Genomic DNA, 13,880 nt, shown 5'->3' with positions numbered 1-13,880 from the left:
GTTCCTACTAAAGCAGGATCTAAAATCAATTTTAGGCTCTGTGGTTTTATCTTCACTGCACGAGCTAATTAATACGGCGAAAAGTATTACTGAAATATATATAAATTAATTGCAGCTTCATTTTTCCTTTCAAGAATATAAATTTGTTACGTACGATAAAAAAATATAAAAGAAATTTTCAAAAAATTATATGAATAATAAAATATTTACAGTAAATAAAATATTTTTCATAAAATATTGTAATTTTATTAACAACAAAAATGGATAAGTAATTGAAAATGTTATTTATAGGCGGAACCGGAAACATTAGTACCGAAGTCAGTAAATTATGCATTGAAAAAATTATGAGCTTTGTTGCTGAACCGGGATAAAAATGTTAAAATTTCCGGTGCAAAAGGAAATTATTTGTGATATTCCAATTATGATAATTGTTCAATTGCTTTGGATAAACATAATTGGGATGTAGTTGTTAATTGGATTGCGTTTACAAAAATGGCGATGATAGGAATTTCGTTATTTACCGGAAAAACAAAGCAATACATTTTTATCAGCTCAACCTGACATATCAAAAACCGCCAAGTTCGCCAATTATAGCCGAATCAGCACCTTTGAAAATCCTTTCTGGCAATATTCGAGAGACAAAATAGAATGTGAAAAAACTTTAATGATAGAATTTCCAGTCAAAACAGTTTCCCGTAACAATTGTAAGGCCTTCACTTACATATGATACAGTTATTCCGGTTCCAATTGGCGGATGGAATAGATACACCGTTGTTGACAGAAATTAAAACGGGAAGAAAAATTGTCGTGCATGGCGATGGAACATCGCTATGAACGATACGCCGCAAAGATTTTGCCAAAAGGTTTTATTGGTTTAATAGGAAACATAAAAGCCATTGGAGAATCGTTTCATTACTAATGATGAAATTTTGACATGGAATCAAATTTATGAAGCAATTGCCGAAGCAATAAATAATGAACCAAATATAATTCATATTCCATCGGATTTTATTGGTAAATATGATGAACACTTGAAATGCAGCCTGCTTGGCGATAAAGCTCACAGCGTAATTTTTGATAACTCGAAAATAAAAAATTTGTTCCGGATTTTAAGCCTGTTACCGTTTAAAATGGAATAAAGGAAACAATAAATTGGTTTGAAGCAAAAACTAGAAAGAAAAAATCATTAAACTAGAAAGTAATAATTTAATTGATAAAAATTGCCTTAATGATTACGAAGAAATTTTTTGCGATAATTTCACAATATATAATTAGGGTTGCCATATATCAAATAAAAAGTTCATATTGGTTCCGTTGCACTTTATTCATTTATACTTTACCTAATACTTACTTTTATAATTCTTCTTCCAATTGGATTGATTCTTTCTTTTGTTTCTAATTTTATTCCAAATAGCGATGAATTAGAAACTGGAGTTTTACCATTTATAAGCAGATAATTCATATTCATTCTACCAATTTTTTATGCTGTGATTGGAGCTGTAATTAATGTTATTGTTGCTGCGATTTATAATTTGATTTCTAAAAAATTTGACAGTATAAAATTTGAACTAGGAAAATGTTATAATGAAAATGAAGGGTTGATTTAAGTAATCTTAGTTGTAAATAAAATTATTTCATTTTAAACTATTTATATAAATTTTATTTTTTAGTTTTGAAAAAAGATGCCTTCTGAGTTGCACTGCAACATCCCAAATCTAATCATTTTGTTGATATTGATTTCCGAATTATGTTAAGAATAACGGAATAAAATTAGTATTAAATTTAGTAAATAACGTTTCTTAATAAATCATTTACTTCTCAAGATTTCTAAAATTTGATCGGAAGTTTTAAGTAATTGTTTTTTAGAGAAAATTAAGATGTCACCTCAAAGTAAAATGACATCTTATAAGTAATAACTTTGTTATCCAAAATTATTTAATGGTTTAAGAGTTATATCACGGAAATAGTTTTGTTCCGTTATAAGTTCTCATATCAAACCGCATATCTGTCATTTCCGCACTTTTCTTGATCAGAAGTTTTATAATGCATTTCCACTTATTTTATCCATTTTATCCTCGTCGGCTTGGTTATAATCTGGTGCAACACCAAAAATTCTTGTACAATGTGGCAAATGCAATATCCCAATCTTCAGGACTTGATGGTGTATTTAGAAGAATATAATATCCTTCAAGTAATCCTTGCTTTTTTGCTTCTAACCACTGGCTGGTAAAAAGTGAGTGCGAAGATACTTCGTGTAGTTATCAAACTGTCCGGGTTTTGTTCTATAAAAACTTACCACACGTACATTGCCCTCTGTATAATGCTCTTGTCCGAATAAGCTTTTACTGAGAATAGAACCATGATTAACGATAGTAGAGTTAAGATATTTATTTTTTATTTTTTCTTTTTTCCTCTTTATGAAATATTTATTTATTTACGATTGAGAATTTTTAACAAAATTTATTTCGTCATTATTGTGTTTTAGATGTTCTTCCGCCATGATCACCAATTAAAAACCATTTACCGTCTTTTTCATCAAGATATCTGTCCATTTTCCTGCTGTCTGTTCTTCTTTTCGATCTGATTATTTTTTCTATTTGTGAATAAAATAGTTTGCAAACGCAAAAATCACCTTAACCCAAATAGTTACGGGTGTTAAAGTATATAGTACTGTAGTATTATTTTTAAATTCATTTGTTATCCATTTTGAGGTATTAGATTTATTTTGGGGAACAACAGTTTGATAGCTCCACCTATATAACTTTCATCAAAATACGACACAATCCTTGTACATCTCCTTTTGAAGAAACTCCCAATATTTTCTATTCCAGCCCAAACTTCCTTCTGTTCACTACTCCATTGCTGAGCAAATAAGTTTGAGGTGAAAATTGAAAATGTTAAAGCGATTAATAAAATTATCTTTGATCTGTTTTTCATGTAACTAACTCCTATTTTCTTGTTATTAATTATTATTTATTAAATACTACTTCTCTATAAATTTCATCTGAATGCTTTCCGGTAAAATATTTATCATATGCTTTATTAAATTTTTCTCAGTCTTCCTTAGTTTTCCAAACCTCTTTAAATAGTTCATCTAATTTCCTGCATTGCTTGGGGATATCTTCCCAAGATTTTATTTCTGTTATTTCTATGATGTCTCTTGTTATTATCACCCACCAATGTCTTACAGTTTTGTGACTAACTACATATAGATTTTTATCCCAAACCTTTATTTGAAATTGATGAGTAAGTGAATCAAATTCAGCGGCGCTTCCATCTTCGGGGAAAAGCTGCTTCAAGATTTTGAATTATAAAAGCATTACCCGTTGCTGGGCAATATGTTGATTTACTCGAAATTGAAATAAGTAAAAAAGTATGATTGTAAGAATGTATTTCATAGAACGATCTCCTATATTATATTGTTGATTTTTACAAAGTTTGTTGAAAGTTTAAATCTAATCTTTAAGTTTAATTGATCCGTTAGCTATTTCAATTTTTCCATCACTATTGTATAGAAAAGCGTGTATCACCTTGGTAGAAATCTGCAAACATAACAACTTGCGTATTATCAACTTCTACCTAGGACTTTAATATTGTTTTATTATCAATGTGAATTGTTTTGGTTTTTTCATTATTTATTTTTTACTTTTAGAATCCTTCCAAGAAAGTGTTGAATCAGTTGTGATAATTATTTCAACGGTAAATAGATCATATTCAAAACCATTTCTTTGCCAATTATATTTTGATATGTCAAACTCAATTCTTTGTTTTCTAACTTTTCAATTGAGTTATTTTTTTCTGCTAATGCATCATAATATTCCCATTCAAACTCAGTATTTTGTTTAAAGAAAGGTTTTCCAAACATTAGAGTTTCAGCTAATTTTCTTTCATCGGTTTGTGCAGATAAAGTGGAAAATATAGCGGTTATTATAAATATTATAAACAGAGTTGAATTAACGGATTTCATTAATATTCCTTTCATATTATTTCTGAATATTTATTTTAAAAATTTTAATTACCGCTTAACCACTGTTCAAAACTTTTATTTGTTTCACCAAAAGAATAACTCCAATCAGGCAGAAGTCTTAAACCGGTATTACTTTTCCAAATAAAATTTACGGCGTCATTAATGTCTTCAGTATTAATAATTTTGATTAAAAACATTTCGAATTCAGATAGGTTTTCATTTTTCATTTCGCAATTAATATTCTGAGCAACTAAAGTATTTTGAATTATCTCAGCTTGTCTTAAATCATAAGTCGCCCAAACAATTCCATTATTTCCGTTTAGATAATCTTTTTCATTATATGAGATAGCAAGTTCTATTTTACTGCCAAAAGGTAAAATTGGCGGATTTTCATTACTAATTGTTCTCCATTCAATTGATTTTTGAGAATCAATTTTAATTTTTCCGAGATTGCTATAAATTCCATTGATTGTAATTGATTTCACAATTTTCTATCGATTCTAACATTTTTGAATGTTTGAAAATTCATTACAAAAGTAACTTGAAATATTGCGGATATCTTGTATTATTTACGCATTAGTTTAGACTTTTTGATCAAACTAAATCTTTCAAGTGAATTTTAAATAATTGGCGAAGATAGATTAGTATAGATAGGTTAATTTTATTTAGAATTGAATAACAATGGAAAGCAGAATTTAAAATCTAAATTTGATTATTTAGGTATTTGGAATTAAAATAATTTTATCTTGATTTTACTCGGTAAATATCATTTTAATTGCTTTTGATAACTCACCATTTTGTAATTTGAATAATTTATTGGCCTCTGTTAATGCATTTGTTGCACTATATGTTACGTTTACAGCATTTTTACTCATAATTGGTAAATGATTTCTGTGTTTAATAGCAATAAAATAATTATCAGTATAAGCTCCAAATTGGAGCGAAGTTACACCATCTAGATCAACAATACTTCCATTTTTTAATAAAAAAGCAGACCTAGTAGCCTTAATTGAAGAAGAATTATTTTTATCTCTTAATTCCACTGAAACCCAATCCACAACATTTTGTGGAATTGCAATTACAGTTTGAGAATCAGCAGTAAATGGTGATGACAATGGAATATTTCCTGCTAAACTATTATTCATATTTCCATTTGTTGAATTATAAGTACCTTCTAAAAAAGCTGTTAACTGAACCGGTGGTGCTATATTGTAAAAACTACGTAAATTGGGGTAATCTGTACCGATCATAAACCAAACATTTGTAAAATCCCAACTTGCACTTGTAAATGTGGACAAAGTTTTAATTTCAGTAGTTGTTTTGCCAACTTCCTCTGCTGCACTTGTTGTTTGTCCGGAAGTTTGTTTATCCCAAAAACATCCGTTGGTTATAATATACGGTGTATTTGTATTTTTCCAACCAATTAATCCTCCTGTTTTGCCCAAAATATTTAACTGGGGATAGTTAACCTGAGCTGTACTATAACAATTTTGAATTTCAGAGTAATAATCCAAATATCCTATTAACCCTCCGGCATTAGTTTCTGTTCCATTTGCAAGAAGTTCAACCGTTGATGTTGAACCCATGCAATAACTATTATATACTGCTGAGATTCTATTCTTACCAATTAAGCCTCCTACTTCAGAATATCCTTTAACAATACAGTTACTGCTAAAGCAGCTATTTACTAATGTATAGACATTTTGATAACCTATTTCTTCAACATATAAACCAGAATAGCCTATCAAACCCCAACAAATCTATTGCCGGTAATTTCACAATTTAAACTATAACAACCTTCAATTCGTGTGATACCATTAGGTGGAGCAGCACCAACAAGTGATCCTGTGTAATTGCCTCCAATTATATTTGCATTAACAATTCCGAGATTTACAACTACCCCTATTAGATTTCGAAATAATCCGACGTAATCCATTGTTGGACGATTAATATGTAAATTGCTAATAGAATAACCTCGTCCATCATAACCCCCACTAAACCACCAGCTATTTGCTTCATCACCAATTGGCAAAAAACCTTGCCCACTATCCCAATTTTGAGTAATTGCAGCATCAATATCTGAAGTTTGGTTAAAATTATATACCCATTCCAAACGATGCTGCGATAAGAATTTAAGATGATCAAGCGTTGAAATCAGAAAAGGATTTTCTAAAGTTCCGTCTCCGGGATACGGACTACACAATCCCCATCATATTCAAATTCTATTTTACTAATATTATTAAATGAATTTAGGCTAAGCTGTTCACCAATTAAATTTGGAGGATTTGTGTTATCGGGCGGGTAATAATATTGTGATTTTAGCGAGTTTCCTATAGCATCATACCCAATTATTTTGATATATGTATTGTTGCGTATATTAACCCAATTTCCGTTTATATCTAGCTCTAAATCCAAAACATAAATTTGAAAATTGAAAATTGTCAATTTATGATTAGTTTCTAATGAAAATCTTGAAAGTGTCAAATTTGAATTACTAATAGCTTGCAAAGAATTCTCGTTAATACTTGCGAAACCATCATAACTAAAAATATGCCAATCAATTCCGTTTTCTTTCCAATGTGTTGTATATGAGTTTTGATTAAAGGTTAAAATTGATTGAGCTTGAGTCATAATTGATATAAATATTAAAAATAAGATTAAATTGTATGTTTTTATCATTTTGTTCAGCTTTCACATAATTTATCAATTATTCTTTTGAATTTGATTTTAAAATTAGATGGATTGAATATGGATTTCTTGTATTATTTATGCAAAAATTTGGACTTTATGAAATTATAGGGTGATTTATTTGAAATGTCTATTTACATTATAGTGTTTCTATATTCCGATGGACTTTTTCCAAATTGTTTTTTGAATGAACGGGAAAAATATGCTTGGTCGCTAAATCCGACCATATAACAAATTTCTGCTACATTTCCGGCCTTCTGCTTTAATAAATCAGCCGCTCTTTGCAAACGAAGCGACCGAATTAATTGTCCTGCCGGCTGATCAATTAATGCATTTAATTTTCTATTTAATTGCGAAATACTCATATTAACTTTAGATGCAATATCTTCAATTGTAAAATTTTCATTTTCAAAATTGGATTCAATAAATTTTATTATATTTTCCAAAAATTTTTGATCTACAGAAATTTCTGTAATTTCTGAAGGCTTTAGAATTGTGGATTTACTAAATTTCTTTCTTAATTGTTTACGCTGATAAATTAAATTTTTTATTCTAACAATCAATTCTTTAGCACTAAATGGTTTGGTTAGATAAGCATCAATTCCGGTTTCCAAACCTTCTATTTTATCATCTAAGGCTGCTTTTGCCGTTAGCATAATTATTGGAATATGGCTTGTTTTATTATTACCGCGAATTTCTTTGCAAAATTGATAGCCATCTATTTTAGGCATCATTACATCTGTAATTATTAAATCGGGAATTTCAGCCTCTGCTTTTATAATTCCTTCCTCTCCATTCGAAGCTTCAAAAATTTTATATTCATCTTCAATTTGTTCTTTTATATATGATCTCACATCCGTATTATCATCAACAATTAGAATAATTTCGGAATTTTTATTTCGGGAATTATTTTCCAACTGTGAATCAATTATTTCAACTTTTTCTTCATTCAAATTTTCAATATCATTTTGATTTGTGAATTTTGTGGAATAATCGACCAATTGTTCTTTTTCCAAATTTAAATCGCCCATAGGAAGTTCAATTGTAAATTCCGTCCAATAATTTTCTTCACTTTCAACATTAATTTTTCCGTTATGAAGTAGAATTAATTCATTTGCTAAAGCTAATCCAATTCCGGTTCCTTCAAATTCGCGAGTGTTTGAACCTTCAACTTGATAAAATCGATCGAAAATATGAGGTAAGTGCTTTTACTAATTCCTTTTCCGTTATCTTTAATTTTTATTAAAACAAATGAATCTCCCCTTAAACTTAAACTTACCGAAACTTCACCGCCAGATTTTGAAAATTTTATTGAATTTGAAATGAAATTATAGAAAACTTTTTCCATTTTATCCGGATCAAAAATTACTGGAATGTTTTCAAAATCAGATTTGAATTTTAAAACTAATTTTGTGTGTTTCTGCAATTGATTCAAATGAATAAAATAAACTTTTTAGAAAAGAAACAATATTATGCTGTTTAGCTTCAAGTTTCATACTTCCGGCTTCAATTTTTGATAGATCCAAAAGCTGATTAATTAAATCTAAAAGCCTTCGTGCATTCCTATTTGCAACGTGAAGTTTTCCTTTTTCCTTAGTTTCAATATTTGATGAAAGAACACTTTCAATTTGTCCCAAAACTAATGTAAGCGGAGTTCTAAATTCATGAGAAATATTTGCAAAAAAATAGGATTTTAACTGATCGAGTTCCTTTAGTTTTTCAAAAGCTGCTAATTCAAGTTCCAAAGAATGTTTTTTGTGAATTCGTTTTAACTCATAATCTCTAATAAGATATAATATTCCTAAAAATATAAATGCATAAATAAGATATGACCACCACGTTAAATACCAGGGTGCAAGAATTGTAAAGGTATAAAAATCTTCACTTCCAATTTTTCCATATATATTTTGGATTTAACACGAAAAGTATAATCTCCGTTTGAAAGATTTGTATATTCCTTTATATTTTCATTACTCCATTGCGACCAGTTTTCTTCATATCCTTCAAGTATAAATTGATATTCATTTTGTTCAGATTTATCATAACTTGTTGAGGTAAATTGAAACACCAAATCATTATTTCTAAAAGAGAAAATATTTTTTTTCGAAGTTTTTTGATTTTTTGTACCGGCATAAACTAATGAATCATGATTAACAAATACATTTCTTATAAATGTTGCAAATTTTTCTTTCAGAAATCTATTATTTTTAGGAGAATACTGAATTAAACCTTCATCCGAACTTATCCATAAAATTTCCTTTTTTTCAATTGGACTATAATCTGAATACATTGTAAAAATTCTGCTTAAGTCTAATCTTTGAAATTCCGGAGATGGTGTCCACAAATAATTATCTGAGTTTTGTTTTATAGCTTTACCGAATTCTAATCCATTTTCCGTTTTTGCCAAAATCCAAAAGTTATGATCATAATCTTCTACATAAAATTTTATCAAATGAGTTGAACTAGTAAAAGTCGTTCCCAAAATTGAATCCGGATGAAATTTTTTTGTATTTTCATCAAAATTGAAAAATCCTTTATCTGTTGCAAAAAAAGGTTTTTCATCAATTATTAATATTGATGCTAAATTTCCCGGAAGTTTGTTGTTATTATCATAATAATCTATATTTATTTTGGTTGAATCAACAGCATTAAATAAATAATCATCCTTGCATGAAATTTGAATTGCGCCTTGGTAATAAGTTGTTAGCCATAAACTTCCATTTCCGTCTTCACTAATATTTGCAATTTCAAAAGGAACTTGAGGTAGTTTTATTAAAAGTTGAAATCTGCCATTTTTATATTTTAAAATATTTATTCCTTCTCTATGGTTTACATAAAAAATATTTGTATCAATATTTGATTTGCATCCAACGGAAGCAGTCATATCAAATAATTTCTCAATTGTATTATCATTATTAACTTTTGAAATTCCATCCATTGTAAGAACAAAAAGTGAATTTCCAAATGAGAAAAAATTATAACCGCTTGAAGAAATTCCTTTAAATGTTTTGAATGTTAAAGTAGTTTCATCATATTGGAGAAGTCCGAATGAATTTGTGGCATAAATTTTATTATTAAATCTATAAATTGATGAAAAATAGTTTTTACCGGTTTTTTCAATTGGAAGCTTTTTAAATGGTGAATCAATTTCAATTTTTGCAAGTCCATCTGTCATTGCAAGCCATAAACTTCCTTGGTAATCCGGATAAACATCATACACAATATCTGTTTTAAGTCCGTTAGTAGAATTAATATTCTGAATTAATTTTCCATTTTTATCAATTATAGTAATTCCGCCTCTTTGAGTTGCAATTGCAATATTTTCATTAAAAAGTTTACACGCATTATAAATTTTATTTTGAAATAAAAATTGATCAGCTTCGGTTTTGAATTTTGTAAAATTATTTCCGTAATAAAGAAATAATCCGTTTGTGTTTGTAGTAATTAAAATTTTATCATTAAAAGGAATCATATCATAAACTCCAACGCTTGCAAAACTTTCGCCATCTGGAATTAATTTGACAGAGTTACCAATTATTTTTTGTAAACCAATTCCGTTATTTCTAACAAATATATCGTCTCCAACTTTATATAATCTGTATGAAAAAACTGAATCAATAATTGTAATATTATTATTGTGAAAACGAAAAATTTGATCTTGGGTTTTAAAATAAATTCCATTTGAATTTTCGTTAACATCCCAAACATCTCCAAAATTTGGAATATTTAAACTAAGTTTACGAAGTGAAACAAACTGAAGCTGTCCAATTGAATCAGCATCTAAATAGCCAAAATCAGATGATGCAGCAACATAAATTCTTCCTTTTGAATCCATACACATTGATCTGACAATGGAATTGTTGCTGGTTTTTATTAATCTCCAAGAAGAACCGTCATATTCCAAAATTCCATCATCATTACCCAAATACATCAATCCTCTTTGATCTTGTAAAATACACCAGTTTTGAATTCCAGAATTGTATTCATTTGGACTATAATTTTTTACAAAAACTGCCCTATTTTGCCTGAACTTAAATTTTGAGAATAGTTGGAGGTGATGTTTATTAATAGGAAAAAAATAATTGCGCAGTAGAAGCAATGTATTTGAAAATAATAAAAAAACTTTTCGAAAATTATTTTCCCCAAAAATAATTTCCTTTCTGTGCAATTTGCACTTTAAATTAATTTTACAAATACATAATGGAAAAATATTTATTCCTCAAAAGCGGATTCAACAAATTTTCTTAATTGTCTTACTTCGTTTCTGCTAAGTTGCTGACCAATTTTGGCAAGCATGTAAACACCCAAAATAATGATCAGAATTATTGGAACTGCCCAAAGAATAGTTGCGGAATAACCTAAACTTAGTCGTGAAAGTCCCCAGAATAAGCATGCAAACGCAAAAAAGCCCAATATAGAAAATGTGAACGCGAAAGCAGTCCAAATATTTTCATTTGGACCAATAGTTCCGCGTATTTCAGTTCCGTTTTCAATTTCATCTATCTGAAGATTAATTTGCGGTGTCCAAATATGCTTATCATTTTGGAGTGTATAAATTACCGCAAATCCTTCTTTGATCCATCCTTTAAATTGAGAATTAGGATCATATATTTTTTGCAATATTATATCCATAACTTGTTCTCTACCAAGTTTGGAAATTATCTTTATTCTGGGTCGCAGTTCGGTTGACATTTATTCTCAAAAGGGACAAAGTGTGGGATTAATATTAGCAAATGAAAATGTTAAAGTCAAAATTCATTATATGATTATTGGCAAACTAAAAATTATTTTTCTAAAATTATTCATCCTCATTTTCATCCTCTTCCTTTAAACTCACGCCCAAAAAATTCAATTCAAAATCTTTCAATATTTCTTTAACATCATCAACGTCATTTTCATTTACCATTAAAATAGCCGGTTCTAATAATGGTCTAATTGACATAAAATTTTCACCATGAAAATAATAATCCGCGTTTCCATCAAGAAGACTTTTGATCATTGCAATATCGACTTGGCTGTATGTTCTTAAAATTTCAACATAGTTATAATCTTTTTCTACTTCTCCATCTCGATGAACCGTTTTTGGCGAAAATGCGGGAAGACAAACCGCAATATATTCGGTATCTTCAAAAGGAGTGCTGTATCTTATCCATTCTCCTTTTTCCGTTAAAATCGCTTCGCCAGCTTTAACTTCAAAATTTTCATTTTCTGTTTCAACCTTAAGAATTCCTTTTAACACAATAGTATATTCGTTGAATTCCGGCTGCTGTCCCGGCTCAATCCAGCCTTGCGGACTATTCATTTTGGCAATGCTTACTTCTTCGCTTTGTGAATTCACTCTTCCAAAATATTCCTTAATTATTTTAGGTTTATTTCCGGCTGATTCAATTATTGACGGTGAACTAATTATTTTTGGCATAATAACCTCTATTGTACAAATGAATTTACAAAATTTTATAAATCAATATAATGCATTTCTCAATAATGTGATTTTCAATTTTAAATTTTTGTTAAATTTTTATATCTCATGAAATGTATAATTTTTTTTAAATTCAAATTATTATTTTATATTCCTTTATTAAAAAAGAATGGTTGTTATGATTAAAAATATTGTTTTGTTCTCAATTATATTTTCATTTATTGGCTATGCCCAAAAAGATGAAAAACCTAAATTAGTTGTCGGAATTGTTGTTGATCAAATGCGTTATGATTATTTGGAAAAATTTTACGATCAATTTGGCAATAACGGATTTAAAAGATTGCTGAACAACGGGACAAATTTTACAAATTGTAAAATAAATTATATTCCAACTGTAACTGGCGCGGGACATGCATCAATTTATACAGGAACTATTCCGTACTTTCACGGAATTATTGCAAATGATTGGAAAGATAGAACAACGTTTGAAAATGTTAACTGTGTTACAGCTGTTAGTCCAGCAGACAAAATGCTTGTTGAAGGAATTGATAAAGAACTTTCACCTGAACAGCTTTTAAGTACAACTATCGGAGATCAAATTAAACTTAATAGTTTTGGAAAGTCCAAAGTAATTAGTCTTTCTATAAAAGACCGCGGGGCAATGTTGCCTGCCGGAAGAAGCGCAAATGCGGCATATTGGTTTGATGATAACACCGGAAAATTTATTTCTTCATTTTATTATCTGAAAAAATTACCCGATTGGGTAACAAATTTTAATAATTCGGGTATTGTTGATTCTTATTTGAATAAAGAATGGAATTTATTAAAATCGCCGGAGATATATAAAAATTTACCCGACGATAATTCACAATATGAAGAGGATGTTTTTAATGAAGGAAAAACGTCATTCCCGCATTCATTGAAAAATATTGAGCAATCTAAAAAGTTTAATAAACTCTTGTACACACCATTTGGAAATCAAATACTAATTGATTTTGTTAAAGAAATATTAAAAAATGAAAATTTAGGCAAAGGTGAATTTACCGATCATCTCGCCGTGAGTTTTTCAACTCCTGATAAGATTGGACATGATTATGGAATACAGTCTTATGAAGTATTGGATACTTATTTAAGATTGGATGAGCAGCTTTCTGAATTACTGAAAATGTTGGATAACCAAGTCGGGAAAGACAATTACTTACTATTCCTTACAGCTGATCACGGCGGAATGGAAAATACTCGGTATCTTCAAGATATGCATTTTGACGCCGGAGTTTTAGATAATTCCAACTTTAATGAAAAACTAACAAATCACTTAGAGAAAGTTTTTGGAAGTAAAGATTTGATTAAAACAAGATTTTCAAGAAATCTCTACTTAAATTATGAAGAAATTTCTAAACTAAAATTAGATAATATAAAAGTTGAGCAAGAAATTAAAAATTACATGTTGAGCAGTTTTCCCGAAATTGTCGAAGTGTTTACGAAATCCGAACTTGATAAAATGGTTGCTTCGCGATCAACAAACAATTACATTTTGAACGGCTATAATAAGAAGCGATCCGGCGATATATTATTTTCTCTAAAAACATTTTATTTGGAATACGAAAAAAAATATGGCACACAGCATGGATCGAGACACAATTATGATAATCATATACCATTTTTAATTTATGGGAAAAATGTTCCCGCCCAAACAAGAAATGATGAAGCTTATATTGAAGATATTGCGGCAACGGTTTGTGATTTTATCGGAGTAACACCGCCAAGTGATTGTATTGGAATTCCTTTGCTTAAAAAATAAAGTTA

13 protein-coding genes and 3 pseudogenes are annotated in these 13,880 nt (G+C 29.0%); 2 read left to right on the top strand and 14 right to left on the bottom strand.

Annotation, left to right across the window (positions count from 1 at the left end; translation table 11 throughout):
• The first annotated feature begins 272 nt into the window (after positions 1-272).
• Positions 273-1,195 (top strand): annotated as a pseudogene (locus IPK06_14710) (NAD-dependent epimerase/dehydratase family protein).
• Between the two features lie 1,502 nt (positions 1,196-2,697).
• Here IPK06_14710 and IPK06_14705 read toward each other — a convergent pair.
• From IPK06_14705 to IPK06_14640, 14 genes and pseudogenes are all read right to left on the bottom strand, one after another.
• Complete coding sequence (locus IPK06_14705) at positions 2,698-2,937, bottom strand: hypothetical protein (protein ID MBK7981224.1); 240 nt, start codon at positions 2,935-2,937, stop codon at positions 2,698-2,700.
• Positions 2,938-3,053: 116 nt separating this feature from the next.
• Positions 3,054-3,299 (bottom strand): hypothetical protein, encoded by a 246-nt coding sequence (locus tag IPK06_14700; GenBank protein ID MBK7981223.1) that lies wholly within the window; start codon positions 3,297-3,299, stop codon positions 3,054-3,056.
• Between the two features lie 389 nt (positions 3,300-3,688).
• Complete coding sequence (locus IPK06_14695; protein MBK7981222.1) at positions 3,689-3,982, bottom strand: hypothetical protein; 294 nt, start codon at positions 3,980-3,982, stop codon at positions 3,689-3,691.
• 29 nt (positions 3,983-4,011) lie between these two features.
• Positions 4,012-4,452, bottom strand: a complete 441-nt coding sequence (locus IPK06_14690) for a hypothetical protein (GenBank protein ID MBK7981221.1) — start codon at positions 4,450-4,452, stop codon at positions 4,012-4,014.
• A gap of 267 nt (positions 4,453-4,719) precedes the next feature.
• Positions 4,720-5,715 carry a hypothetical protein gene (locus tag IPK06_14685; protein ID MBK7981220.1) on the bottom strand — a complete coding sequence of 332 codons (996 nt, stop codon included), beginning with the start codon at positions 5,713-5,715 and terminating at the stop codon, positions 4,720-4,722.
• On the bottom strand, positions 5,712-6,170 hold the full coding sequence (locus tag IPK06_14680) for a hypothetical protein (GenBank protein ID MBK7981219.1): 459 nt from the start codon (positions 6,168-6,170) through the stop codon (positions 5,712-5,714). The genes IPK06_14685 and IPK06_14680 overlap by 4 nt, the downstream gene beginning before the upstream one ends.
• Positions 6,137-6,646 carry a hypothetical protein gene (locus IPK06_14675; GenBank protein ID MBK7981218.1) on the bottom strand — a complete coding sequence of 170 codons (510 nt, stop codon included), beginning with the start codon at positions 6,644-6,646 and terminating at the stop codon, positions 6,137-6,139. Before IPK06_14675 ends, IPK06_14680 begins: the two co-directional genes overlap by 34 nt.
• Positions 6,647-6,789: 143 nt before the next feature.
• On the bottom strand, positions 6,790-7,686 hold the full coding sequence (locus IPK06_14670) for a response regulator (GenBank protein ID MBK7981217.1): 897 nt from the start codon (positions 7,684-7,686) through the stop codon (positions 6,790-6,792).
• Positions 7,684-7,848: pseudogene (locus IPK06_14665) on the bottom strand (hypothetical protein). The gene IPK06_14670 and the pseudogene IPK06_14665 overlap by 3 nt, the downstream one beginning before the upstream one ends.
• Positions 7,779-8,003 carry a sensor histidine kinase gene (locus IPK06_14660; GenBank protein MBK7981216.1) on the bottom strand — a complete coding sequence of 75 codons (225 nt, stop codon included), beginning with the start codon at positions 8,001-8,003 and terminating at the stop codon, positions 7,779-7,781. The pseudogene IPK06_14665 and the gene IPK06_14660 overlap by 70 nt, the downstream one beginning before the upstream one ends.
• A 37-nt stretch (positions 8,004-8,040) precedes the next feature.
• Positions 8,041-8,400, bottom strand: a complete 360-nt coding sequence (locus IPK06_14655; protein MBK7981215.1) for a hypothetical protein — start codon at positions 8,398-8,400, stop codon at positions 8,041-8,043.
• 95 nt (positions 8,401-8,495) lie between these two features.
• Positions 8,496-10,586, bottom strand: a complete 2,091-nt coding sequence (locus tag IPK06_14650; GenBank protein MBK7981214.1) for a hypothetical protein — start codon at positions 10,584-10,586, stop codon at positions 8,496-8,498.
• Between the two features lie 281 nt (positions 10,587-10,867).
• Positions 10,868-11,347, bottom strand: coding sequence for a hypothetical protein (locus tag IPK06_14645; protein ID MBK7981213.1), 480 nt, complete (start codon positions 11,345-11,347; stop codon positions 10,868-10,870).
• A 373-nt stretch (positions 11,348-11,720) separates the two neighbouring features.
• A pseudogene (locus IPK06_14640) lies at positions 11,721-12,074 on the bottom strand (cupin).
• A gap of 178 nt (positions 12,075-12,252) precedes the next feature.
• Between IPK06_14640 and IPK06_14635 the strand changes: the two are divergent.
• On the top strand, positions 12,253-13,875 hold the full coding sequence (locus IPK06_14635; protein MBK7981212.1) for an alkaline phosphatase family protein: 1,623 nt from the start codon (positions 12,253-12,255) through the stop codon (positions 13,873-13,875).
• Positions 13,876-13,880 lie beyond the last annotated feature (5 nt).

The organism is Ignavibacteriota bacterium (assembly GCA_016713565.1).
Lineage (GTDB): Bacteria > Bacteroidota > Ignavibacteria > Ignavibacteriales > Melioribacteraceae.
This window is presented reverse-complemented; position numbering and strand designations above follow the sequence as displayed.